This is a genomic window from Acinetobacter sp. UBA1297 (genome assembly GCF_002307755.1).
GTDB classification, from domain to species: domain Bacteria; phylum Pseudomonadota; class Gammaproteobacteria; order Pseudomonadales; family Moraxellaceae; genus Acinetobacter; species Acinetobacter radioresistens.
The window spans coordinates 1-22,576 of the sequence record NZ_DBUF01000002.1 but is presented as its reverse complement, the minus strand read 5'-3'; the positions used below and the strand labels follow the sequence as shown (position 1 = coordinate 22,576).

The 22,576-nt window shown below is 40.2% G+C and carries 26 protein-coding genes; 14 read left to right on the top strand and 12 right to left on the bottom strand.

Annotation, left to right across the window (positions count from 1 at the left end; translation table 11 throughout):
- Window positions 1-127 precede the first annotated feature (127 nt).
- Together B3R63_RS00580 and B3R63_RS00575 are read right to left on the bottom strand one after the other, a co-directional pair.
- Complete coding sequence (locus B3R63_RS00580; protein ID WP_286727949.1) at window positions 128-1,000, bottom strand: NAD(P)-dependent oxidoreductase; 873 nt, start codon at window positions 998-1,000, stop codon at window positions 128-130.
- Window positions 997-2,103, bottom strand: a complete 1,107-nt coding sequence (locus B3R63_RS00575; RefSeq protein ID WP_286727947.1) for an alpha/beta fold hydrolase — start codon at window positions 2,101-2,103, stop codon at window positions 997-999. The genes B3R63_RS00580 and B3R63_RS00575 overlap by 4 nt, the downstream gene beginning before the upstream one ends.
- Window positions 2,104-2,234: 131 nt before the next feature.
- On the opposite strand from B3R63_RS00575, the gene B3R63_RS00570 reads away from it, so the two are divergent.
- The 9 genes from B3R63_RS00570 to trpB all read left to right on the top strand — a co-directional run bounded on the left by B3R63_RS00570 (window position 2,235) and on the right by trpB (window position 9,980).
- Window positions 2,235-3,422, top strand: coding sequence for an O-succinylhomoserine sulfhydrylase (locus B3R63_RS00570; RefSeq protein ID WP_005406310.1), 1,188 nt, complete (start codon window positions 2,235-2,237; stop codon window positions 3,420-3,422).
- A 27-nt stretch (window positions 3,423-3,449) separates the two neighbouring features.
- Window positions 3,450-3,779, top strand: a complete 330-nt coding sequence (locus B3R63_RS00565) for a YbaB/EbfC family nucleoid-associated protein (protein WP_005026087.1) — start codon at window positions 3,450-3,452, stop codon at window positions 3,777-3,779.
- A gap of 13 nt (window positions 3,780-3,792) precedes the next feature.
- Window positions 3,793-4,389 carry a recombination mediator RecR gene (gene recR / locus B3R63_RS00560; protein ID WP_005020133.1) on the top strand — a complete coding sequence of 199 codons (597 nt, stop codon included), beginning with the start codon at window positions 3,793-3,795 and terminating at the stop codon, window positions 4,387-4,389.
- A gap of 311 nt (window positions 4,390-4,700) precedes the next feature.
- Window positions 4,701-5,843, top strand: coding sequence for a ribonuclease D (locus B3R63_RS00555; protein ID WP_005020134.1), 1,143 nt, complete (start codon window positions 4,701-4,703; stop codon window positions 5,841-5,843).
- A 128-nt stretch (window positions 5,844-5,971) separates the two neighbouring features.
- On the top strand, window positions 5,972-6,283 hold the full coding sequence (locus B3R63_RS00550) for a YcgL domain-containing protein (protein WP_286727991.1): 312 nt from the start codon (window positions 5,972-5,974) through the stop codon (window positions 6,281-6,283).
- 34 nt (window positions 6,284-6,317) lie between these two features.
- Complete coding sequence (locus tag B3R63_RS00545; RefSeq protein WP_286727989.1) at window positions 6,318-6,662, top strand: hypothetical protein; 345 nt, start codon at window positions 6,318-6,320, stop codon at window positions 6,660-6,662.
- A 22-nt stretch (window positions 6,663-6,684) separates the two neighbouring features.
- Window positions 6,685-7,536 (top strand): AAA family ATPase, encoded by an 852-nt coding sequence (locus B3R63_RS00540; RefSeq protein ID WP_005020138.1) that lies wholly within the window; start codon window positions 6,685-6,687, stop codon window positions 7,534-7,536.
- A 12-nt stretch (window positions 7,537-7,548) separates the two neighbouring features.
- Window positions 7,549-8,736: a vWA domain-containing protein gene (locus B3R63_RS00535; RefSeq protein WP_286727941.1), complete on the top strand. Its 1,188-nt coding sequence runs from the start codon at window positions 7,549-7,551 to the stop codon at window positions 8,734-8,736.
- A 38-nt stretch (window positions 8,737-8,774) separates the two neighbouring features.
- Entirely contained in the window at window positions 8,775-9,980 is a 1,206-nt protein-coding gene (trpB, locus tag B3R63_RS00530) for a tryptophan synthase subunit beta (RefSeq protein ID WP_286727939.1), read from the top strand.
- A 76-nt stretch (window positions 9,981-10,056) separates the two neighbouring features.
- Here trpB and B3R63_RS00525 read toward each other — a convergent pair whose 3' ends face one another.
- From B3R63_RS00525 to B3R63_RS00515, 3 genes are all read right to left on the bottom strand, one after another.
- Window positions 10,057-10,488, bottom strand: a complete 432-nt coding sequence (locus B3R63_RS00525; RefSeq protein WP_005020147.1) for a CBS domain-containing protein — start codon at window positions 10,486-10,488, stop codon at window positions 10,057-10,059.
- 151 nt (window positions 10,489-10,639) lie between these two features.
- Window positions 10,640-11,014 carry a DUF2750 domain-containing protein gene (locus tag B3R63_RS00520; RefSeq protein ID WP_286727936.1) on the bottom strand — a complete coding sequence of 125 codons (375 nt, stop codon included), beginning with the start codon at window positions 11,012-11,014 and terminating at the stop codon, window positions 10,640-10,642.
- Between the two features lie 139 nt (window positions 11,015-11,153).
- The gene (locus B3R63_RS00515; protein WP_005020149.1) at window positions 11,154-11,387 is read right to left on the bottom strand and encodes a hypothetical protein; all 234 of its coding nucleotides are present in this window, start codon (window positions 11,385-11,387) and stop codon (window positions 11,154-11,156) included.
- 221 nt (window positions 11,388-11,608) lie between these two features.
- Between B3R63_RS00515 and B3R63_RS00510 the strand changes: the two genes are divergently transcribed.
- Both B3R63_RS00510 and B3R63_RS00505 read left to right on the top strand, forming a co-directional pair.
- Window positions 11,609-12,013 (top strand): hypothetical protein, encoded by a 405-nt coding sequence (locus B3R63_RS00510; protein ID WP_286727933.1) that lies wholly within the window; start codon window positions 11,609-11,611, stop codon window positions 12,011-12,013.
- Between the two features lie 118 nt (window positions 12,014-12,131).
- Window positions 12,132-12,458, top strand: a complete 327-nt coding sequence (locus tag B3R63_RS00505) for a hypothetical protein (RefSeq protein ID WP_286727930.1) — start codon at window positions 12,132-12,134, stop codon at window positions 12,456-12,458.
- On the opposite strand, the gene B3R63_RS00500 is transcribed toward B3R63_RS00505, so the two are convergent.
- Window positions 12,379-13,956 carry a M16 family metallopeptidase gene (locus B3R63_RS00500; protein ID WP_286727927.1) on the bottom strand — a complete coding sequence of 526 codons (1,578 nt, stop codon included), beginning with the start codon at window positions 13,954-13,956 and terminating at the stop codon, window positions 12,379-12,381. The two genes, B3R63_RS00505 and B3R63_RS00500, sit on opposite strands and share 80 nt — an antisense overlap.
- A gap of 13 nt (window positions 13,957-13,969) precedes the next feature.
- Window positions 13,970-15,298: a M16 family metallopeptidase gene (locus tag B3R63_RS00495; RefSeq protein ID WP_217449106.1), complete on the bottom strand. Its 1,329-nt coding sequence runs from the start codon at window positions 15,296-15,298 to the stop codon at window positions 13,970-13,972.
- Window positions 15,299-15,544: 246 nt separating this feature from the next.
- Here B3R63_RS00495 and ftsY point away from each other — a divergent pair, with 246 nt between their 5' ends.
- The 3 genes from ftsY to B3R63_RS00480 all read left to right on the top strand — a co-directional run bounded on the left by ftsY (window position 15,545) and on the right by B3R63_RS00480 (window position 18,347).
- Window positions 15,545-16,645 (top strand): signal recognition particle-docking protein FtsY, encoded by a 1,101-nt coding sequence (gene ftsY / locus B3R63_RS00490; protein ID WP_286727925.1) that lies wholly within the window; start codon window positions 15,545-15,547, stop codon window positions 16,643-16,645.
- A gap of 242 nt (window positions 16,646-16,887) precedes the next feature.
- Window positions 16,888-17,481 (top strand): nitroreductase family protein, encoded by a 594-nt coding sequence (locus B3R63_RS00485; RefSeq protein WP_414630827.1) that lies wholly within the window; start codon window positions 16,888-16,890, stop codon window positions 17,479-17,481.
- Window positions 17,482-17,684: 203 nt separating this feature from the next.
- Complete coding sequence (locus B3R63_RS00480) at window positions 17,685-18,347, top strand: DUF2057 family protein (RefSeq protein ID WP_005020159.1); 663 nt, start codon at window positions 17,685-17,687, stop codon at window positions 18,345-18,347.
- A 40-nt stretch (window positions 18,348-18,387) separates the two neighbouring features.
- On the opposite strand, the gene B3R63_RS00475 is transcribed toward B3R63_RS00480, so the two are convergent.
- The 5 genes from B3R63_RS00475 to cydP are packed head-to-tail and all read right to left on the bottom strand — an operon-like array spanning window position 18,388 to window position 21,751.
- Complete coding sequence (locus B3R63_RS00475) at window positions 18,388-18,684, bottom strand: cyd operon YbgE family protein (protein ID WP_005020161.1); 297 nt, start codon at window positions 18,682-18,684, stop codon at window positions 18,388-18,390.
- 4 nt (window positions 18,685-18,688) lie between these two features.
- Window positions 18,689-18,790 carry a cytochrome bd-I oxidase subunit CydX gene (gene cydX / locus B3R63_RS00470; protein ID WP_000270276.1) on the bottom strand — a complete coding sequence of 34 codons (102 nt, stop codon included), beginning with the start codon at window positions 18,788-18,790 and terminating at the stop codon, window positions 18,689-18,691.
- A 20-nt stretch (window positions 18,791-18,810) separates the two neighbouring features.
- A complete protein-coding gene (gene cydB, locus B3R63_RS00465; RefSeq protein ID WP_005020162.1) occupies window positions 18,811-19,956 on the bottom strand; it encodes a cytochrome d ubiquinol oxidase subunit II in 1,146 nt (381 codons plus the stop codon).
- Window positions 19,953-21,560 (bottom strand): cytochrome ubiquinol oxidase subunit I, encoded by a 1,608-nt coding sequence (locus tag B3R63_RS00460; protein ID WP_005020163.1) that lies wholly within the window; start codon window positions 21,558-21,560, stop codon window positions 19,953-19,955. Before B3R63_RS00460 ends, cydB begins: the two co-directional genes overlap by 4 nt.
- The gene (cydP, locus tag B3R63_RS00455) at window positions 21,560-21,751 is read right to left on the bottom strand and encodes a cytochrome oxidase putative small subunit CydP (RefSeq protein ID WP_005020165.1); all 192 of its coding nucleotides are present in this window, start codon (window positions 21,749-21,751) and stop codon (window positions 21,560-21,562) included. The genes B3R63_RS00460 and cydP overlap by 1 nt, the downstream gene beginning before the upstream one ends.
- Window positions 21,752-22,576: the final 825 nt, after the last annotated feature.

Here is a 22,576-nt window from a genome sequence, read left to right as displayed (position 1 = left end):
AATAAAAATTAAAGACAATAAAAAGCCCCGAAAAAGGGGCTTTTTATCACGTTATATTTATAAGTTATGCCTTATTTACACCAAAAGTTATATCATTTTTATGAAGCTTTGCTTTAGGAAAATAAAATTATTCTAAAATAATCTTGGTCCAGGCTTCATACATTTTTACAGCAGCGGAAAAATCACTATCGGGCTCTGCTGTCAGATTTGCTGCCTGAATCAGACTTTGTGTGAGCGCAAGAAGTGGGGCAGGTAACTTTGCTTCATTAACCAGATCTAGTGCTATTCCTGTATCCTTTGCAAGCAAAGGTAAAGCAAAGGTTAACGGGAAACTACGGTTTAATATTCGTGCGGGCAGTGCCGTTTCAGTGACGCCACTTTTACCACTTGAGGCATTAATACATTCAAGGGCCTGATTCAGATTGACACCATGGGCTTTTAAAGTCGTAAAACCTTCAGCTACTGACCATAAGTTCACTGCAAGTAACATATTATTCACTGCTTTCACAGCAAACCCAGCCCCTGAGTCACCTACATGTTTAATCAGCTTGCCAAAGGTCTGCATAGCTGGCAGGGCACGATCAAATACTGCAGCATCGCCTCCAACCATTATAGTTAAAGTGGCATTTTCGGCACCAATAGTTTGACCACTGACAGGCGCATCTAAAAATTCGATGTCCTTTTGTTTTAAACTCATTGCCAGCTCTTTCGCTGCTGCAGGAACACCACTTGTACAGTCTATCCATATAGCGCCAGCTTTAATATTTAATGAATCAATAAGCTGCTGCACATCCTGACTAGTAGGTAAACAGGAAAAGATAATATCTGCCTGTACCGCCTGATGTAGATCTACTGCCTGTGTACCGTACTCAGCTGCATGCTGTTCAGCCTTTTCAAAGCTGCGATTCCAGACATAAACAGTATCAAAATGTTTGGGTAGATGTGCAGCCATGCGGTAGCCCATTGCTCCAAGACCAATAAATGCCACAGTTTGAATCATAATGTATCCTTTATTCTTGATGAGCGTTGTACCAGCCATTCGGTCAATTTTGGCCAGAATTCATTGGCACTTGCCTGGCTTGACATTAAACCGATGTGCCCTCCAGGAATAGCAGTAAACGAAACATCTGCACTATTTGTCAATTGGCTAAGGGGTTGAATAGCTGCTTCTGTCACAATCTGATCTGTGGTGCCGGCACCTAATAGTAATGAGGACTCAATATTTTTTAAGTCAATTAACTGATCTTTTAAATGAATAATTCCTGTTTTCAGTGGATTTTTAAGCCAGACTTTAAAAATCATATCTTTATTGATTGCCCCAGGATAATCATTCATATGATTTAAAAATGTCTGCACCGTAGTGTGTTCTCGCAGAAATCTTTCATTGTCTATATATTTAAATAACTGAATACAGCTGTTTAACCAGCCCGCCGGATCAATTATTTTAAACCCCAAGGCATTGATAAAACCTGGTGTATGGATCAGCCCCTCAGGAATATTTTCAATACTGTGCCTGATTTTTGCATGTCTGGTAAGTAGCTGATTTACTGTTTCAAATAGCCTGCCAATCCGACCCGAAGCGTAACTGTCAATTGGGCTACCTAAAATAATCAGATTTTTAACATGACTCTGTTTCGCCAAGGCACTGTAGAGTAAAGCAAAAATACCCCCCATACTCCAGCCATGCAGGGAAATTTTTTCACTCTGCGAATGTTCACAGACAGTTTTAATATAGTGCGGCAAGCAATCATCAATAAAAAATAGAAAATCGCGATATCGGTCCTGAAATGTGAAGGTTCCCCAATCAACCAGATAAACATCAAAACCTTGCAGCTGAAAATGCTGTACTAAAGAACGGTAAGGATATAGATCATAAATCGCCATATCGACTGCCAGCGGTGCTACAAAAACTAATGGCTCCTTGTAGCGTTTATGAGCGGCAGCATAATAACGCAGCTGGCTACCATGATACTTGCTGATTACCTGAAAGGGTGTAGATTGGGAAAGAACCAATGACTCGGGGTTAAGTACACGGCGTGAAAGATGAAAAAATCTGGTCTTCTGCTGTCGAATTCTGGCTTTTAAGGTAAACATTTTTGGCATTCATTTCTCATTTCAAAAGATTTGTATGAAGACTAAGCGATAATTATGCATTTTACCTTGACCAGAAATACTCTGGACGCTCAAAATGTTGGCAATTTCTATCAAGGGCAGTCTTGCGGACTGAGTCAGACATGAACCAACCAGACGAACCAGATTATCAAATTGACACTTTAGCTATTCGCACTGGCCATACACGCAGTTTTGAAGGCGAACATGGCGAACCAATCTTCCTGACCTCTTCATTTGTTTATGCCAATGCTGAGGAAGCAGCAGCAAAATTCTCGGGTCAGATTCCAGGTAATATCTACTCGCGCTTCACTAACCCGACAGTTTCCATGTTTGAAAAACGTCTTGCTGCATTAGAGGGCGCAGAACGTGCCGTTGCTACTAGTTCGGGTATGGCGGCAATACTGGCTGTAGTCATGTCTTATCTAAAGGCAGGTGATCATGTCATCTGTTCACGTGCGGTATTTGGTTCTACTGTATCGCTGTTTGAAAAATATGTTGCCAAGTTTGGTGTAACGGTAGACTTCGTTGATTTAACAGATACAAGTGCCTGGAAAGCTGCATTACGTCCTGAAACACGACTGCTTTTTGTAGAATCACCTTCTAATCCACTGGCCGAGGTCGCTGATATTCAATCTCTGGCAGATATTGCGCATAGCAATGGTGCTCTACTGGCGATTGATAACAGTTTTTGTACTCCGGTTTTGCAACAGCCTTTAAAATTCGGTGCTGACCTAGTGATTTATTCTGCTACCAAGTATCTTGATGGCCAAGGACGTGCTTTAGGTGGTGCAGTGGTTGGCGGTCATCAACTGCTTGAAGACGTTTTTGGTATGGTACGTACTTTAGGGCCATCAATAAGTCCTTTTAATGCCTGGATCTTTTTAAAGGGCCTTGAGACATTAAACCTGCGTATGAAAGCTCATACGGCCAGTGCTCAAAAACTGGCTGAATGGTTAAAACAGCATCCAAAAGTTGAAAAAGTCTATTATGCCGGCCTGCCTGAACATATAGGTCATGAATTGGCAGCCAAGCAGCAAAGTGGTTTTGGTGGGATTGTTTCTTTTGAGGTAAAAAAAGGACGAGAAGGGGCTTGGAAAGTCATTGATCAGACCCAATTTATTTCTATTACCGGTAATCTGGGCGATACCAAGTCTACTATTACTCATCCGGCGACTACCACGCATGGTAAATTGTCAGCAGAGGCGAAAGAAGCAGCAGGTATCCGCGAAGGCTTGATCCGGGTTTCTGTCGGCCTTGAAGACATTGATGATATTATTCGCGATTTATCGCGCGGTTTAGATTTAATTTAGCCATTTAAATTTTTTTGGAGAGTAATAATGAATATTAATATGTTGATGCAGCAAGCCCAGCGTATGCAGAAGGATGTAGAAAGTAATCTGAAAAAAGCCAAAGAAGAGCTAGCCCAGATGGAAGTACATGCAGAAGCGGGTGGTGGGCTGGTAAAAGTAAGCATGACATGCCGTAATGTAGTAAAGCGTATTGAAATTAATCCGGACCTTTTACAGGATGAACCGGATATGATCGAAGACCTAATCGCTGCTGCGATTAATGACGCTGCCCGTCAGGCAGAAGCAATTTCTGAAGAAAAAATGAAGAGTGCCAATAGTGGTATGGGCTTACCACCAGGCCTGGCCGGATTATTTTAAGGATTAATATTACGTGTTCAGTGAACGCTTTGATCAGCTTGTACAGGCATTGCGAATTTTACCTAGCGTTGGGCCGAAATCGGCTCAGCGTATGGCATTGCATCTGCTTATGAAAAATCGGGAAGGTGCATCAGGACTGGCTCATGCTCTAAATGAGGCAACTTCCTATATTCATGAATGTAAAGTCTGTCATTCACTGACAGAAAATGAAGTGTGTGATATATGTGCATCTTCTGAACGTGACGAGCAGCAGCTCTGTGTAGTGGAATCACCAGCCGATGTCATGGCAATAGAGCAAAGTGGCAGTTTTAAAGGTAAATATCATGTCCTTGGTGGTCACTTATCTCCACTTGATGGGATTGGTCCAGAAGAGATTGGTATACCTTATCTAGTCCGGCGTTTGAGTGAAGGTCATATTACAGAAGTTATTCTGGCGACCAACGCTACAGTAGAAGGCCAGGCGACAGCTCATTATTTGGCTGAAGCTACCAAACATTTGCCTTTGCATCTAACTCGAATTGCCCAAGGGGTACCTCAGGGTGGTGAACTCGAATATGTAGATAGCCATACGTTAAGCCAAGCTTTACACAATCGGATGCGAATAAAATAAGCACTTATAAGTGCTTATTTTATTTGTAATGGTAAAAAAACTGCATTTTGTCGTACATTCTGTCACTGGAAAATAGATATAACTATGACAATATAAAAAAACTCACTGCTAAATAAGGCTAATTCCAAAGTAAATATAAAAAATCATCTAAAATATAACCAATCAAATTGATTAGAAAATAGTTAATACGTATTAATTCTATTTAAAAACATTGAATTAATAAAGATTTAGACAAAAGACTAATAATAGAAACCTATATATAAAATAACCCTAACTTGTTAATATGAACAAAAAATTACTGTTGAGCTCCCATGTTTCAGTTTATCGAACAGCAAACTGATTTAGAAAAAGTGCTCTACCTCATGGATCAACATCCGGTTTATGCACTTGATACTGAATTTATTAAAGTCGATACCTTTTGGCCTAAACTCGGTGTTTTCCAGATTAATATTGCAGAGCAGATATTTTTACTGGATGGTACAACTTTAGACCTTACAGCTTTCTGGAAAAAAGTTTATCGGGCCCAGCAAAATATTTTTCATGCCTGTAGTGAAGATATTGATCTGATTTATCATTATGCTGGCCCTTATAGCCTAAGCAATGTATTTGATACTCAAGTTGGCTTGTCTTTTTTAGGCCAAGGTTTACAGGTAAGTTATCAGAATGCTTTAAAACTTGTGCTTGATATTGATATTGAAAAAGATCAAACCCGTTCTGACTGGCTAGCTCGACCACTGACGGATGAACAGCTACATTATGCAGCAAATGATGTGTTGTACTTGGGACAGTTAGCCGAACAGATTAAAACTGAACTTAAGCAGAAAAACCTGTATGAGTGTGTACTTGAAGACTGTAAGCACCTGACCCAAGAAATTGCTGAGGAAACACCCCTACATTTACTGTATCAGGATGTGGGCAATTACCGGCATACACGTCGCCAGCTTATGCAGCTTCAACATTTAAGTGTGTGGCGTGAGCAAATGGTTAAGGCACTTAACCAGCCTCGTAGCTTTATTCTACGCAACTCAACCATGATTGATTTGGTCGAGAAAAATCCACGTAATAATTTCCAGCTGGCAAGTATTAAAGATATTCGTGCCGGTGTGGTACGTGAATATGGAAAAGTTATTCTGGACTTGCTGAAATTTTTGCCTAAAGCAGAAGAGTGGCCATTACGTATGGCTCGTCCCATCAAACAGGCCTCAAAAACTACTGCCGAGCAGGTAGATAACCTGATTCAAACAGTTGTTGAAGAGACTAAAGTACCCAAAGAGGTTCTACTGCGTAAAAAATGGATGAATTCTTTATATCAGCATGTCGTCTTTCATGGAGATGAGCAGAATTTGCCAGACTATCTGCTGGGCTGGCGCTATGAAATATTAACCAAGCCGCTTATCCAGATTTTACAACAGGATGAAAGTTATTTATCGACCCAGATAAAAGTAACAAATTAACTAAATATGAATTGACGAAGAGCGGCATATTTAAGTAAAAACACGACTGATGCGTTAATGATGGCTAATGTAACCGTCGTCTTTTTCATGTATGCTTTGATTTGAGTTTTATGAGTTCTGTTTCAAAAATGCATTGTGATATTTATAGATCTAGTAAGAAAGATGAGATGTACCTCTATATTGCACGTCCTGATTATTCAGCCGAGTCTGACTCTTCGGAACTTGATCCGCTTGAGATAGTGCCTGAAGTATTACGTCATGCTTTTGGGCAGGCTACTTTTGTAATGCATCTTGAACTATCTGAAACGCGCCGTCTGGCTCGGGTAAATGTATTACATGTACTCGATTCCCTACAAACCAAAGGCTTTTTTATTCAAATGCCTCCAGAAGGTTTAATTAACCCTAATGCAGTAGAACCAGAGGGCTTGCGTGGTGCTTGATCAATTTTCAGGAGTTTGGAACAGTTTACTTTCGATGCTCGATTCAATTCCTGAAGATAGCATCGCTGTAACAGTTTATGGTCTTGGTACATTAATTATTTTATGGTGCTGGACTAATATCGCAAGACGTATTCCAGCGCCGGTTGGAGCAATTAGCTGGATTATCATTTTTGCAATTCTGGTCACCCCGACTGTTTCAGAAGGACCAAATGCTTCCATTGCGCCAGCAACCTTTGGGCTGATCTTTGGTGTACTCACTAAAGAGTACCCGCTTGTCTGGTCCAATCTGGCGGCTATTTTGTTTGTAATTGCGCTTGGCCTGCTAATCGGGTATCTGTGGACACGTTATACGGCACCCAAAAAGACTTCACCACTTTAAGTAATAAAAATAAGGTTTAATTATGTCTTTGGATTCTCAAAAATTTTCTGGTACAGAGCAATATATTGCCACTGAAAGCCTTAAACTTGCAGTAAATGCGGCCCGTATTCTGCAAAAGCCGTTACTGGTTAAAGGAGAGCCAGGAACAGGCAAAACCTTGCTTGCAGAGCAGGTAGCAGCGAGTCTGGGTTTAAAGTTGATCACCTGGCACATCAAGTCGACCACTAAAGCGCAGCAGGGATTATATGAATATGATGCGGTATCGCGTCTGCGTGACAGTCAGCTTGGTGATGACCGGGTATACGATATTGCAAATTATATTAAGCCTGGGAAACTGTGGGAAGCATTTACCAGTGAAGAACGCTGTGTACTGCTGATTGATGAGATTGATAAAGCAGATATCGAATTTCCAAATGACCTGTTGCATGAAATTGATAAAATGTCATTTTTCGTATATGAAACGGGTGAGACAGTCACAGCAATTCAGCGTCCGATTGTGATTATTACTTCAAATAACGAAAAAGAATTACCAGATGCATTTTTGCGTCGATGCTTTTTTCACTATATTGAGTTCCCGGATGAAGCTACCATGCGGGCTATTATCAATGTCCATTTTCCAAATATTTCGGCCACTCTGGTCAGTGAAGCCTTGCAGATATTCTTCAAGCTACGCCAGATACCAAGCTTGAAAAAACCACCTTCAACTTCTGAACTGATTGACTGGTTGAGCCTGCTGATGGCTGATGAAATGCCAGAAGATATTTTGCGACATCATGATAAGTCTAAGGCAATTCCGCCTCTATACGGCGCCCTGATCAAAAATGAACAGGATGTGCAGCTTCTTGAGCGTCTTGCTTTTATGTCACGACGTTAAGAGGCTCCTGCTATGTTCGTGCGGCTGTTTTATACATTACGAAAATATGGAATACCGGTGACTACCCGGGAGCTGATCGATTTAAATCAGGCAGTTGCTCAAGGGTTAGTCTTTGCTGATGAAGAAGGTTTCTATCAGCTGGCACGAATGATCTTGGTCAAGGATGAACGATTCTTTGACAAGTTTGACCGTGCAATGAAAGACTATTTTGATGGGATCGAAAGTATTGATCTGGATGAGTTGTTAAAACAGGTTCATAAACTGCCAAAAGACTGGTTCGATCTGGAGCTGCTTGAAAAACATCTTACTCTTGAACAGCGCGAAGAACTCAAGAAAGCAGGCTCACTTGAGGAGCTGATGAAAATGCTTGAAGAGCGCTTGCGTGAACAGCATAAAAAACATCAGGGTGGCAACCGGATGATTGGTACAGGGGGTACTTCTCCGTTTGGTGCTTACGGTGATCATCCTGAGGGAGTCCGTATCGGAGGGCCGGGGCGAAAGCGTTCAGCAGTTAAGGTATGGGAACAGCGCAAATACAAGAACCTTGATGATGAGCAGATCCTTGGTTCGCGGCAGATGCAGCTGGCATTACGTCGTTTACGTAAGTTCGCCCGTACCGGTGCTGCCGAAGAGTTAGATATTGACGGTACTATTCGTGAGACAGCCAAGCAGGGGATTCTGGATGTACAGATGGTGCCAGAGCGTCGTAACCGGGTTAAAGTATTGATGCTGTTCGACGTGGGTGGTTCTATGGATGCCCATATCAGTGAATGTGAAAAACTGTTCAGTGCTGCACGTACCGAATTTAAAACATTGGAATATTTTTATTTCCATAACTGCCTGTATGACTATGTCTGGAAAGATAACTATCGGCGTTCCTCAACCCGTATGGAAACGCAAGAGCTGTTTAATACTTATGCCAGAGATTATCGTGTAATTGTAGTTGGCGATGCCAGCATGGCACCTTACGAACTTAGATCGGTTGGCGGATCAGTTGAATACATGAATGATGAAGCGGGAGAAGTGTGGCTAAGACGTCTGCGTCAGCACTTCGATAAAACAGCTTGGCTGAACCCGGAGCAGGAAAGTTATTGGCATTATACTCAGACTATAGCCATGATTAAGGAAATTTTTGAAGATCACATGTATCCAATGACGCTTAAAGGAATTGAAGAGATGACCCGCTATCTGGCACGTTAATCTCCCTGTTTAAAAATGTATACAAGCTGGAACTTATTATGAATCATCAAATCAATGGCGTAGCTTTACCGGATGAACAGGGGTTCTTTGGTGAATATGGGGGCCAGTTTATTCCACTACATTTAAAACAGGCTATGGATCAGATTAATCTGGCTTATGAAGAAATACGCCATACTCCAGAGTTTCAGCAAGAGCTGGCTGATCTTTTTGCACATTATGTTGGCCGTCCAAGTCCATTATTTCATGCGAAGCGACTGTCTGATCAATTAGGCGGGGCACAAATCTATCTGAAACGTGAAGATCTGAACCATACTGGTGCCCATAAAATTAATCATTGTCTGGGTGAGGCATTACTGGCCAAATATATGGGTAAGACCAAAGTTATTGCCGAGACTGGAGCCGGGCAACATGGCGTGGCCTTGGCAACTGCCTGTGCATTGGTGGGTATTCCTTGTGAGATTCACATGGGGCAGGTGGATATTGAAAAAGAACATCCAAATGTTGTAAAAATGAAAATTCTGGGAGCAAAACTGGTCTCGGTAACGCGTGGTACTGCTACTCTTAAAGATGCAGTGGATAGTGCTTTTGAAGAATATTTAAAAGACCCTGATCACTTTATTTATGCGATTGGTTCTGTTGTCGGTCCTCATCCATTTCCTAAAATGGTCCGTGATTTTCAGTCTGTTATTGGAAAGGAAATTAAAGAGCAAACCCATGAGCGTTTTGGAAGTAATCCGGATTATATTGTTGCCTGTGTAGGCGGCGGCTCTAATGCAATTGGTGCATTTAGTGCATTTTTAAATGACCGGGATGTTAAATTAGTCGGAGTTGAGCCGGCTGGTCATGGTTTAGATACTCCTATGCATTCAGCATCTCTAACACTTGGTAAACCTAGCAAGTTACATGGTATGGCCTGTTATGTGCTGGAAGATGAGCATGGTGAGCCACTACCTGTTCACTCTATAGCCTCAGGGCTGGATTATCCTGGAGTAGGGCCACAGCATAGTTACCTCAAGGATATTGGTCGAGTAGAGTACGCTACTGCCAGTGATGAGGAGTGCCTTACTGCCTTTATGAAATTATCGCGCGTAGAAGGAATTGTACCTGCACTTGAAAGCTCTCATGCAGTTGCATGGGCAATTCGTGAGGCACCTAAAATGCCTAAAGAGATTCGGATTATTGTAAACCTTTCTGGCCGGGGTGATAAAGATTCAGATTATGTGGCAGCAAAACTGGGTCTCTAATCTTTACATTTTAAGATAATTAAACAGGTATATTCATGGATACCTGTTTAATTAAGGGTTGTTAAAAGTTCTGAATTTAACCTGAAATGTATTGCTGTAACTGATCAATCATCAGGCGCTGGTCTTCCATTGCAGCTTTAACCAGATCACCGATTGAAATCAGACCTACCAGCCGCTCGTCTTCAAGCACGGGTAAATGTCGCAAATGGCGGTCAGTCATCAGTTGAAGACAATCTTCTACAGTATTATTAAGACCCACGGTTAAAACCTTATTGGTCATAATTTCACTCACTGTGGTGTTATAGGAAGAGCGTTCCATTAATGCAACTTTACGGGTGTAATCGCGCTCAGACAAAATTCCAACGACACGCTGTTCATCAGTTACGATTAATGCACCGATTCCCTTGTTGGCCATAAGTGAAATCGCTTCAAGTACAGTAGCTTCTGGTGAAATAGTAAAAATGGCTTTTTCTGTTTTATTGTGAAGAACCTGAGAGACAGTAGTCATATAATGATTCCTTGGTATTACTTATCGTTTTAATTTAACTTAGCCTGATTTTTAGAAAATGCAAAGAGTTTAAAATAATCTCGTTAAAAAATGCTGAAATGTATATCGAGATATACAGGTTTCAGCAAACTTATCTTATGAATTTACCTTTTTAAAGTGCATCACAGTTTAATTCACTAAAGAAAAAATGACACATCTGATTGGCAGAAAGTTTAAACTTATGGTTAGATGAGTTAAATAGTGCTGGCGTAACATTCAGACGAGTTAATGTCGGTAATAGTGATTTCTGAAAGTCTTTCGGAGTAATACGGCGTGGCGTATAGTTTGGCCAATGTACCTGAGCATAGCGGTGTGCCTGCACACCATTAAGCCAGAAAGGAAAGACATAGTCTTCCTGGTCTGATTTGATTGCCCAGCCATCATTATAAAGGCCCCAGACCACACCACAATACATCATTGTTTTTAAAATAGAGAGTTTAATTATAAGTTCTTTAGAAGCAGGTCGAAGTTGGCTATAAGTATTCATGATCATTCGTGGCTATAAGTATTTCGAAGTCAGGCCTATTGTAGAGTTTAATTATGAAAGTACAGTTTAAGCTTTAGGTATATTCGGTAAGAAATTATTATTTTAAGGTATTAAAAAACGCCACCTAGGTGACGTTTTGTTAAGCCTGCATCGTGGCCATCTTTTGCCAGTATTGAGCTTTTAAGGAATCCCGTTCTACACGAAAACCTTGGTAATAAAGCTCGGCAAGGAAAAGGGCCGCTTTACCATGACCTGCACGGGCAACTTCTTCTAGCTGCTGTACAGCCTCGCTAAAATTCATTTGAGACTGTATTGTATTTACAGCATTAGCGTACACATGTTCTAAGTCATGATGAGAGATATTTTGAATCATAGTAAACTCCTTATTGTAATTATGATTGCGAATATAAAAGACAAATTGTCTTAATATTAAAATAACAAATCTATGTGAAACTAATATTACATTAGTCTTAACTTGTCAATGTACATATTGGGTAAAGATTCTGTTTTTCAAGCTTACATGTTTAAACATTAAACAAAAAATGTTTTTATTAGAATGAAAACGAAAATTAGATAAATAAGAGGACAATAATTATGGCTTCCACAATAATAGCGGATACTTCAACTGTCAGTAATGAAAGATATAATACCCTTGATGGTTTGCATTTTGACTATCCTCCAACTGAGCAGCAAATTGTCACACTGGCACATGCTCATCGGCGTAATCTGGATGCGGCATCATTAGATCAGAACGTGCATTTGGGAAATTTTTGTTTGAAACAGCGCAAGCATGTTTATGATTTTACTCGGCAGTATGAATATGATGACCGTGTACGCTTTTACTCAATTTATAATGAAGAACTTTTACGTATTGCAGATGAAGACGACCTGCATCCGGCAGATTCAGAACGTGGAGTCGGTATTTTTGCAATATTTGTAGTAATGGCGATTGTTGCTGCTGTGCTCTACTACACTGTAATCCGGGTAGTCTTTTACTGAGCATTGATATGCAAATGGTGAACCGGTCTAATAATATACAGCTTGCGCTATTATTAGACTGCTTTACTTGTACTTTTACCTGCGAGCCCTTTAAACTACCTGTTATTCGAGGTAGGTTATGCTCACATCCCCACATAGTTTCCAGAAAATTAAAGCAGTTCTAACACTAGATCGTATCTATGATATTTTTGTACTGCTTGTTATGGGTCTAATTTTTTTAATGGTTTGTATTGGTCTATCTCGACCTGTTGCCACCAACCAATATCAAAATATTTTAATACTTTCAAAACAGGCTGTTCATCCCAAAACTCAGAAAATGGCTCTTGAACTATTACAAACTGAAAAGATTCAGCGCATCTATTATCTTAAATTGATGCGGGCGTATCAGTTTGAACAGGCACAGGTGAAGCATTATCCGGCACAGGCGGCAGAGGATTTACGCTAGGTATAGGTTTAGAAGCCGCAGGCGATGTTATCTGTGAATTCAGGTTTTGCTCTAAAATGCTCTGTATAGCCTGTTTGTCCAAGGTTTCACTCACAATAACTAAAGTCAGATTTTCAGGATTTAAATGTAATTTTACGGCCTTTTCTACATCCTTGGTGGTCAGATTAGCCAGCTGTTTGGAATATTGAGTCAGATAATTGGCAGGTAGACCATAAAACCCGATAGCACCTAACTGTGCATTCATGCTGGCATTACTGCTGAAATTCATTGGAAATGCGCGTAATATGCCTGCTTTAGTTTCTTCTAGCTGTTTCTGGTCAAGTGGCTGTTGAACAAAATCAAGCAGCGTTTTGTGCGCAACCCGGATACTGTCTAGCAGCTGGTCTTGACGGGTGGAGTAGCTAATATTAAAGACACCACGGGCTTGAGTTGAGTTTATTGTGCTATAAGCGCCATAGGTATAACCACGTTTTACCCTTAACTCACGCATCAGTAGCGAGTTAAAGCCGCTTCCTCCCAGCATCTGGTTAGCAACTTCTAGGGCGAGTCTGTCTGGATCAAAACGGGTAATGCCCAGTTGGCCCATGCTGACATGAGCCTGTGATGAATTAAATGGAATATGTTGAATATTAAAACCGTTGTGCTCTTCCGGAACAGGAAGTGTTGGAGCTCTTTGACCTTGTGGTAAATTTCCTGCAATACGTTCAGAAAGTTTAAGCGCTTCCCGCTGATTGAGTTTACCCGTAATAGCAATATTCATATTCTGTGCTACTAAAAAAGTGTCTCTAAAAGCTCTCAGGTGTTTAGTGGTGATTTTACTAATACTACGCTGGGTACCTGGAGTGGGTTCTGCATAAGGATGAGTCCCATACAAACTCCGATAGAAACGTACATCCCGCATTCTGCCTGGATTCTCTTGAACCTGTTTCTGACCTGCCTGGGTATTGTTTAAAATCAGCTTAATGCCTGAATTATTAAAACTGGAGTGATTCAATAGATGAATCATCATTGCTAAAGCTGGTTCAAGCTTTTTTGGATCTGATAAAACCCGCAAGCGTACAATAAACATATCGCGATAGGCATTTATACTGAACTGCGCACCAAGACGCTCAAAAGTATTTGCAACCTCTTGCGCAGTATAAAACTCTGTGCCTTCATCTAGCAGATTAGCTGTCATATTTGCTAATCCGTATAATCCTTTTTCTATACTTTCATCTCTTGCCGAACCTGCATTAAAGGTGAGTTGTATATCTATGATAGGTAAATCTTGTGATTCGACGAACAGACTACGGACCTTATAGCGATTTGTCAGATCATGTACATAAGGTGCCTGATATTCCTGCTTCTTAGAAATGCTGCGTAAGCTTTGTAAGGTAGAAAGAGAATATAGTTTACTATTATCCTGCTCAAAGTCAGCTTCCTGTAAATTGACTTCAGCAATTGCCGACAAACTTAGAGAAAGGCTGGCCATTAATAAAGGCATACGTAGATGAATCATAGCAATCCTTTCTTTATTTTGAATCTTGAGGAAGCGGAGATAAATAAAGCGTACTCAGATTTTCACGGACAAAATAGGCATTTGCAACTCGCTGTATATCTTGTGGCGTCACTGTTTCATAGTGCTGTGGCAGTTTATCCAGTAAGCGATAACTTAAGCTATTAATCTCCAGATTCCCGATCATTTTAGCTTGCCCAGCGATATCATCTTGACTGTAAATTAAACTAGATACGAATTGTGTAATTACACGTTCCAGTTCATTGGAATTCACCGCCTCAGTTTTGAGCTGATCCAGTTCTTTCTGTATGGCTTCTTGTGCCTCTTGGAAACTGACTCCATCTGCAGGTAAGGCTGTAATATTAAAAAGAGTATCTCCGCGGTTATAAGGATCATAACTTGCACTGACAGCAGTCAGTATTTTTTTATCCCTTACCAGCCGGTTCTGTAAACGTGAAGAAATACTGCCATCAAGTAGGGACTGAATAATGGTAAGGGCATAGGCATCCTGAGGATTTTTGGCAGTTTTTAATGAACGGACATTCCAAGCCATATACAGGTTATTAATTTGGACCGGAAGAGAAAGCTCCATATGTCGATAACCTGGGCGGTCAAATTCGATGACATCATTACGTTCTGGTGTTTTACGTGCAGGAATTGACCCAAAATATTTTTCTACCTGCTTTAAAGTTGCTTCCACATTTACATCGCCCACTATAATTAAAATAGCATTGTTAGGGGTATACCAGCTGTGATACCAGTTCTTCAGGTCATTTAACTGAATATTCTGCAGATTTTTCATATAGCCAATTACGGGCTGGCGATAATGACTTGTAGGATAGGTAATCCATTTAAATCGTTCAAAAGCCAAAGTTCGTGGATTATCATCAGTACGTAACCGGCGCTCTTCCATGATGACTTTAATTTCTGGCTCAAAGTCTTCCTGTTTAAGCACCAGGTTAGTCATACGGTCAGCTTCAAGTTCCAGTGCGAGTGGTAAATAGCTTTTCGGATAAAGCTGATAATAGTTGGTATAATTGGTAAAGGTTGAGGCATTAACACTACCGCCATAAATGCGGCTTAAACGGGTAAACTCATTATGAGGTACTTTGGTTGTTCCCTTAAACATCATATGTTCTAAAGCATGTGATATACCTAGCAGATTACCAGACTCATCACTACTGCCGACCCCATACCAGATTTGGGTCATTACTACAGGTGAACGATGGTCCTCTCGAATAATAACTTTTAAACCGTTGCTTAATGAGGTTTCTACAGTTGTTCTGGAAAGTTCAGTCGTGGTTTGAGCCTGTAGGGCTGTAGAGATCACCACTGTACCAGCCATAATGCTTAAAGATATAAAAAGAAAAGGAGAGATAGATTTAAGATGTTTTTTGAACTGTCGTGTAACTTGAGACACTATTATTTCCGGTCAAGTATGTATAATTTTGTTCTATTGTTCAAAAAACAGGGCTTTAACGCAAGCCATAGTTGTTGAGTTTTGGTTGAGACTTAGCCTAAGCATCATGCGCGGTCAGGAATCTATGCTAAACTCTTTCTTTTTTAACGCGATGCTTTTCAAGGAATCGGCATGCAACAGCAATCTAATGTGCAAAATAAATTCTTGATTGATTCTGATATCGGGGATGACGATGTCACTTTACCTAGCTTACCTGCTGTTGACGTTCCCATTATTGATACTCCAAAACAAGAACAATCTGTCACTGCCAGTATTCAGAGTGTAGAGGCAGATGAAGAGAAATCTAAAGGCGGTTTTTTTAGCCGGATGAAACAGGGGCTGACTAAAACCCGTAAGAACTTGGCAGATGGAATGGTCAATATCCTGATCGGGGGTAAGGAAATTGATGATGAGTTGCTTGAAGAGGTTGAAGAGCAATTACTGGTTGCCGATATTGGTGTAGAAGCAACCAAGACAATTATTAATAATTTGACTGAGCGGACTGCTCGGGGTGATTTGATTTACTCACATTCACTTTATAAAGCTTTACAAGAAGAACTGGTTGCCTTGCTTGCGCCGCGTGTTAAACCCTTACATATTGACCCGAATAAAAATCCTTATGTGATTTTAGTGGTAGGTGTAAATGGTGTAGGTAAAACCACCACGATTGGTAAGCTGGCTAAGCGCTTACAGGGAGAAGGCAAGAAAGTTATGCTGGCTGCGGGCGATACTTTCCGTGCGGCTGCAACTGAACAGTTGCAAATCTGGGGGGAGCGTAATGATGTTCAGGTGGTTGCGCAGGGACACGGTGCCGATAGTGCATCAGTTATTTTTGATGCTTTCGAAAGTGCTCGTGCTAAAGGAATTGATGTGCTAATCGCCGATACTGCAGGACGTTTGCACAATAAAAGTAATTTGATGGAAGAGCTTAAAAAAGTTAAGCGTGTTATGCAGAAAATTGATGCGACAGCTCCACATGAAATTATGCTGGTTGTTGATGCTGGTACAGGCCAGAATGCTATTAATCAGGTGCAAATGTTTGATGAAGCTGTTGGTTTAACCGGTTTAACCATTACCAAACTTGATGGTACTGCTAAAGGTGGTGTGCTGTTTAATATTGCAAGTCGTACTCATGTACCAATCCGATTTATCGGGGTAGGCGAAAAAATTGATGACTTGCGTCCATTCTCTGCCAAAGCTTTTGTTGCTGCTTTATTTGAAACTGATAAGTGATCTGGCTTATATCTTAAAGAACTCCGCTAAATGCGGAGTTCTTCATTTTTTAAATTATAAAATAATAAATCTGCTTTATATTAGAGTCAGAAATAAAGAAATTTAAGAAAATTTTAAAGTATTGTTCCAAAAATAAAACACTATGTTATTGATTTAAGGCTGACGTTATTCCTAGATTCTTATAAACTGATTTTAACAAACAACAGATTATCTATCTTTAAAGTACAGAAAGGACTAAAATTATGTCATTTATGAATCACGTTAAAAACCGCCGTACAATTTATGCAATTGGTAATAATGTCAACGTAGACCAGGCAAAAATCGAAGAAACAATTCGTGAGGCAATCAAGCACAGTCCATCTTCATTCAACTCACAGTCTTCCCGTGCTGCGATTCTGTTTGGCGAATCTCATACCAAATTCTGGGAAATTGTACGCGAGACTTTACGTAAAATCGTACCGGCTGAAGCATTTGCAGCAACTGATGGGAAAATCAGCAGTTTTGCAGCTGGTTATGGCACAGTTTTATTTTATGAAGATCAGGATATAGTTAAAGGCTTACAGGAACAATTTGCCGCCTATGCGGATAATTTTCCAGTGTGGTCAGAACATTCTACTGCAATTGCGCAGTTTGCTGTCTGGACGGCTTTATCTGAACAGGGTATTGGAGCTTCACTACAGCATTATAATCCGATTGTAGATGAAGAAGTCGCTCAGGCTTTTGATATTCCGGCAAGCTGGAAATTACGCGCTCAACTGGTATTTGGTTCAATTGAGGCTCCGGCAGGTGAAAAAACTTTTATGGATGACACAGCACGCTTTAAGACATTTAACTAAACTTTCTAAAATTGAAAAAGAGTACTTGTAGGTACTCTTTTTTTATTTTAAACATATAGATCATTCTTAATAAATTAAAAGAAAAACTTAGCATTTAATAATTTAATCAAAATTAAAATCTAAGGTTCAAGATGTCATAAAATAGTCATAAATGCATAGCATAGTGCAGCTAGAATTTAGATATAACATGTAGAGTACCTATTATGCTTTCAAGGTTGTCCATTGCAGCTTTAATATTTTCACTAGGAAATGTCGCATATGCTGCAGTAACTATTGCAGCGCCAGAAGTTATTGATGTATTGGCAGTAAATGATCAGGAAGTAAAAAATAACTTTCTACGTTCACAAGAAAGTACGTATAAAATTGATGCAGGCAAGGCAAGTTTAAGTATACGCTATAGGCAGTTCTTTCAACATTTAAATGGCGAACATGACATACTGAAATCAGGTGTGGTAACCGTTCAGACACCAGATCTAAAAGATAGTGAAACTTATACTTTGGCACTGGTAAATCCACCTCAGTCTTTTGAAGCAGCAAAAATATATGCAGCTCAGCCAACAGTGGCTTTATATAACAGCAAAAATGAACTGGTTGTGCAACAGACCGGTGCAAATACTGAAGCTAAACCTTGGTTAGGTAGCGGTTTGCTAGGGCGCAGTTTTGATTTGACCCAAAAGCAGATAAAGCCATCAGTTCATCAGCCTGAGCCTACTTATACTGCTTCAAGTTCAACAGCAAGTACAGCAAAAACTGCTATGACCAGTAGAAACATTCAAACAGATCAGCAGTTAATTGAACTCTGGAAAAAAGCTTCTAAAGCAGAGCGGCAAAGTTTTATGAATTGGATAGCCGAACAGGCGCAATAAAAAAGACCTCAAGATGAGGCCTTTTTAAAATAAGAATTTACTACTGAAGCAGCCATATATAATAGCCTAGTAGCATAAGGGGCCAAGCGATAACTGGGCTAAATAACCATTTCCATAACCAGAAACGGGGCACAAACCCTACGCCATAAATAAACCCCCCTGAAATTCCTAGCATAATCAGCATGATCATACGATGGTTATACTGACCATGCTGATCCAGCATAAGTGCAGGATGGATCAGCATAATGGCTGCAAGTGGCAATGCCAACAGGAAAGAAACAGCCATAATCAAACGATGAACGGTAAGCCTCATTGATGTTGTCATTACTACAGCCATGCTATTACTCCTCATCCAGATTTTGATGATGTTCGATATAGAGCGCGCTGAGCACACCTGCAAAACAGGCCATCAAGATTCCTAAAATCCACGCGAAATACCACATAAGCATTCTCCTGATAAAACTTAGTACAAGCTGTGTGAATTGGCTTTGATGTGTTTGTTGGTAATCACGCCCCACATTTTGTAATAACACCAGGTGGTGTAACACAAAATAATTGGAACAAAAATACAGGCTGCAACAGTCATTACAGTGAGTGTATTTTTACTTGATACTGCATCCCACATGGTCAAGCTAGCGACAGGGTTGATGCTTGAAGGCATAAGGAATGGGAACAACGCAAAACCAGCTGTTAAAATTGCACCAATCACCATCAAAGATGTGCCCAGGAAGCTTAAACCGGCTTTGGCTTTCGCAGCAGCTGCAATCACAATTAGGCTTCCCAGAATTGCCATGATCGGTGCCATCATGGTGATTGGATAAGTTGAGTAGTTATTCATCCAGCCATGGTTGCTATTGGTAATTACTTCTTTGGCAAGAGGATTTGCTACAGCGTTAGTGTTAAATGGTTGAGCTAAAGTATAGCCTTCAATATTACCGAAATATAACCATGCTCCAGCGCCCAAGAAGCAGACTAAGAATACCACGCCCATCAATTGAGTTGCTTTAGCAGAGCGTGCATGCAAGTCGCCATCGGTACGAAGCATTAACCAGGCACCGCCATGCGCACTTAGCATAGATAAGCTGACGATACCGCAAACCAGTGCAAATGGGTTAAGTAGTGCAAAGAAGCTACCAGTATAAGTTGAACGTACGGTTTCATCTAAAGTAAATGGTACGCCCAGAAACATATTACCGAAGGCAACACCGAAAACTAAAGCAGGAACTGCACCACCAACAGCCAAACCCCAGTCCCAAGAGTTACGCCATTTTTTATTCTCAAGTTTAGAGCGATAGTCAAAACCAACAGGTCTTAAGAAAAGAGCGAACAGTACGAGTAATAATGCCCAGTACATGCCGGAGAAGGCTGTTGCATATACCATTGGCCATGCAGCAAAGAGTGCACCGCCAGCTGTAATGAACCAGACCTGATTGCCGTCCCAGTGAGGAGCAATGGTATTGATTGCTGCACGACGTTCTTCATCATTTTTGCCTACAAATGGCATAATTGCCATGGAGCCCATATCAAAGCCATCGGTGAGGGCAAAGCCAATCAGCAGCACACCAACCAAAACCCACCAGATTATTTTGAGGAGTTCGTATTCAATCATGATTGGACCTCTCCAGATGCGTGTTGTGGAAGAACAATATCATCTTGCTCGGCATTTGATTTTTCAAAATAGTATTTGCCAGTATGTAAAGAACTTGGGCCTAAGCGAGCAAATTTAATCATCAAGTACATTTCGATAATTAAAAGTACGGTATAGAATGCTGCAAGTGCCAGGATTGAACCCCATATGTCTCCAGTGCTTAAGCTTGAAGCAGAGAGGTGTGTAGGTAGAACTTCACCAATTGTCCATGGTTGACGGCCACCTTCAGCCACATACCAGCCAGTTTGTGTAGCAATCCAAGGCAATGGCAGGCCGTAAAGAGCAAATTTAAGCAACCAAGGTTTGTTTTCTGCATTGCGTTTAGCCACTGCATAAGTTGCAAGAATAAATAGAAGTAGCATGAGGAAACCTGATGCAACCATGGCACGGAACGAGAAGAACAGGGCAGTAACGTTGGGAATGGTATCCTTGGTTGCTGCTTTGATGTGCTCTTCAGAAGCATCTACAATATTGGGTGAATATTTTTTCAGAAGCAGTCCATAACCCAAGTCTTTCTGGTTTTCTGTGAATGAAGCCATAAGTTCTGGAGAACGGTCACCTGCACGAAGTTTTTCAAGTTCGGCATATGCAGTCATACCATTACGGATACGAAGCTCATGTTGAACCATAAGATCCTTCAGACCTGTTACTTCTTTATCAAGAGAACGTGTTGCAATAATACCCATCACATATGGAATTTTGATGGCATAGTCAGTACGCTCTTCTTCCTGATTTGGAATACCAAATAGTGTAAATGGAGCAGGTGCCGGATGAGTTTCCCATTCTGCTTCAATTGCAGCTAATTTGGTTTTTTGTACATCGCCAAGTTCATAACCTGACTCATCGCCAAGCAGAATCACTGAAAGTGTTGAGGCAAGACCAAAGATTGCAGCGATGGCGAAAGAGCGCCGTGCAAAAGGCAGATCACGTTTTTTGAGCAAGTAGTAGCTTGAAATGGCTAAAACGAAAACGGCACCAGTCACATAACCTGACGATACGGTATGAACAAACTTAACCTGGGCTACGGGGTTGAAAATTAGTGCGCCGAAATCAACCAGCTCCATACGCATGGTTTCAAAGTTGAACGCTGCGCCTACCGGGTTCTGCATCCAGCCATTGGCGACTAAAATCCAAAGTGCCGACATGTTGGAACCGAGCGCCACCAGCCAGGTCACGCTCAAATGCTGAACTTTGGAAAGTCGGTCCCAGCCGAAGAAAAACAGACCGATAAACGTCGATTCAAGAAAAAACGCCATCAGACCTTCAATAGCAAGTGGCGCACCAAAAATATCACCGACATAATGTGAATAGTACGCCCAGTTTGTACCAAACTGGAACTCCATGGTTAAGCCTGTCGTTACACCTAAAGCAAAGTTAATACCAAAAAGTTTTCCCCAGAATTTGGTCATATCCTTATAAATTTCTTTGCCAGAAATCACATAGGTGGTTTCCATAATGGCAAGAATAAAAGCTAAACCAAGAGTAAGAGGTACAAATATAAAGTGATACAACGCGGTCATGGCAAACTGAAACCGCGAGAGATCGACCACGCTTTCTGAAATCATCAACGTGTCTCCTTAAATTGAGAGGGAGTACCGGCAATATGCTCGGCAACTTGAGTGTCAAAGTTCTTGGGAATTGTTGGAGAATCGAACCAGATATTCTTAATAGTAATTAAAATTACAACCTTGATTATTAAAATGAGTGTAATTTCTCTAACTATACGCTGGTTAAAATTTTTGGGAGTTAAGCTCATAGAAATAAGCCTATTTAAATACCTGTTTATATTATTAACCAAATAAAAACAAAAAATAAATACTTAAAACAATTAAAATAAAAATATATTATTAAATGATTATAAATCAATAACTTGAAAATAAAAAATAATTTTTTTTTAATAGAAATAAAGTTTACTAAAATGGTTAGATTAAGAATTTTATAATTCCGACTAATTTGGTTTAATCAATAATTAAATCAGATTAAAACAGTTGTATTTATAAATTAAAGTAGATTAAAAAACTTGGGATTAAAAATAAAATTTATTAATTATTTAGTTTGGATTAACAGTATCCTGTAAGTCAGGAAGTCAAAACTAACAAATAACCAATATACTAGATATGTGTAAGTGAACACTTATACAAAAGCTACTGGTATATCCATAGAATAAAACTCAGGCGATAAAGGAGATAAAAAATTAAATACTCATAACAATTAAAAGGTCCTATATAAAAGCATAAGGCGGCTACATACTTTCATGTATATTGGCGAGGGAAATGTAAAACTATGGCAAGAATCAGCTGTAAAAAGCTATTTCCTAATGACTATTAGCTATAATTAAGTAAGAAATTAAGAAAACAGTTTTTAATAATAAGGAAATGGTCACTACTCACTAAATTGATTGCTAGTTTATTTTGAGTTGAAAGAAATCTGGTTAAGAGCTATTTAAGGTGAGTTAGATTTAAAAGTTTAAAATTACTTTTTAGTTTAAAAAATAGACACTCGTTAAGAGGGTGATGAAATAGGGGTTGCAAGGTTTTAAAAACTGTATAGAATACGCTGCATCCCGACGCGATTAAGACAA

What these genes read in the sequence shown, in the direction of transcription:
- B3R63_RS00550 (WP_286727991.1), top strand. Translation starts at nt 5,972, where the DNA reads ATGCATTGTGATATTTATAGATCTAGTAAGAAAGATGAGATGTACCTC.
- B3R63_RS00460 (WP_005020163.1), bottom strand. Translation starts at nt 21,560, where the DNA reads ATGATTTCAGAAAGCGTGGTCGATCTCTCGCGGTTTCAGTTTGCCATG.
- B3R63_RS00475 (WP_005020161.1), bottom strand. Translation starts at nt 18,684, where the DNA reads ATGGCTGTAGTAATGACAACATCAATGAGGCTTACCGTTCATCGTTTG.
- B3R63_RS00535 (WP_286727941.1), top strand. Translation starts at nt 7,549, where the DNA reads ATGTTCGTGCGGCTGTTTTATACATTACGAAAATATGGAATACCGGTG.
- B3R63_RS00505 (WP_286727930.1), top strand. Translation starts at nt 12,132, where the DNA reads ATGCTCACATCCCCACATAGTTTCCAGAAAATTAAAGCAGTTCTAACA.
- B3R63_RS00495 (WP_217449106.1), bottom strand. Translation starts at nt 15,298, where the DNA reads ATGGCTGGTACAGTGGTGATCTCTACAGCCCTACAGGCTCAAACCACG.
- B3R63_RS00540 (WP_005020138.1), top strand. Translation starts at nt 6,685, where the DNA reads ATGTCTTTGGATTCTCAAAAATTTTCTGGTACAGAGCAATATATTGCC.
- B3R63_RS00500 (WP_286727927.1), bottom strand. Translation starts at nt 13,956, where the DNA reads ATGATTCATCTACGTATGCCTTTATTAATGGCCAGCCTTTCTCTAAGT.
- B3R63_RS00580 (WP_286727949.1), bottom strand. Translation starts at nt 1,000, where the DNA reads ATGATTCAAACTGTGGCATTTATTGGTCTTGGAGCAATGGGCTACCGC.
- cydP (WP_005020165.1), bottom strand. Translation starts at nt 21,751, where the DNA reads ATGAGCTTAACTCCCAAAAATTTTAACCAGCGTATAGTTAGAGAAATT.
- B3R63_RS00510 (WP_286727933.1), top strand. Translation starts at nt 11,609, where the DNA reads ATGGCTTCCACAATAATAGCGGATACTTCAACTGTCAGTAATGAAAGA.
- trpB (WP_286727939.1), top strand. Translation starts at nt 8,775, where the DNA reads ATGAATCATCAAATCAATGGCGTAGCTTTACCGGATGAACAGGGGTTC.
- B3R63_RS00575 (WP_286727947.1), bottom strand. Translation starts at nt 2,103, where the DNA reads ATGCCAAAAATGTTTACCTTAAAAGCCAGAATTCGACAGCAGAAGACC.
- B3R63_RS00520 (WP_286727936.1), bottom strand. Translation starts at nt 11,014, where the DNA reads ATGAATACTTATAGCCAACTTCGACCTGCTTCTAAAGAACTTATAATT.
- B3R63_RS00545 (WP_286727989.1), top strand. Translation starts at nt 6,318, where the DNA reads ATGCTCGATTCAATTCCTGAAGATAGCATCGCTGTAACAGTTTATGGT.
- ftsY (WP_286727925.1), top strand. Translation starts at nt 15,545, where the DNA reads ATGCAACAGCAATCTAATGTGCAAAATAAATTCTTGATTGATTCTGAT.
- B3R63_RS00565 (WP_005026087.1), top strand. Translation starts at nt 3,450, where the DNA reads ATGAATATTAATATGTTGATGCAGCAAGCCCAGCGTATGCAGAAGGAT.
- cydX (WP_000270276.1), bottom strand. Translation starts at nt 18,790, where the DNA reads ATGTGGTATTTCGCGTGGATTTTAGGAATCTTGATGGCCTGTTTTGCA.
- B3R63_RS00570 (WP_005406310.1), top strand. Translation starts at nt 2,235, where the DNA reads ATGAACCAACCAGACGAACCAGATTATCAAATTGACACTTTAGCTATT.
- B3R63_RS00485 (WP_414630827.1), top strand. Translation starts at nt 16,888, where the DNA reads ATGTCATTTATGAATCACGTTAAAAACCGCCGTACAATTTATGCAATT.
- B3R63_RS00555 (WP_005020134.1), top strand. Translation starts at nt 4,701, where the DNA reads ATGTTTCAGTTTATCGAACAGCAAACTGATTTAGAAAAAGTGCTCTAC.
- B3R63_RS00480 (WP_005020159.1), top strand. Translation starts at nt 17,685, where the DNA reads ATGCTTTCAAGGTTGTCCATTGCAGCTTTAATATTTTCACTAGGAAAT.
- B3R63_RS00515 (WP_005020149.1), bottom strand. Translation starts at nt 11,387, where the DNA reads ATGATTCAAAATATCTCTCATCATGACTTAGAACATGTGTACGCTAAT.
- B3R63_RS00525 (WP_005020147.1), bottom strand. Translation starts at nt 10,488, where the DNA reads ATGACTACTGTCTCTCAGGTTCTTCACAATAAAACAGAAAAAGCCATT.
- cydB (WP_005020162.1), bottom strand. Translation starts at nt 19,956, where the DNA reads ATGATTGAATACGAACTCCTCAAAATAATCTGGTGGGTTTTGGTTGGT.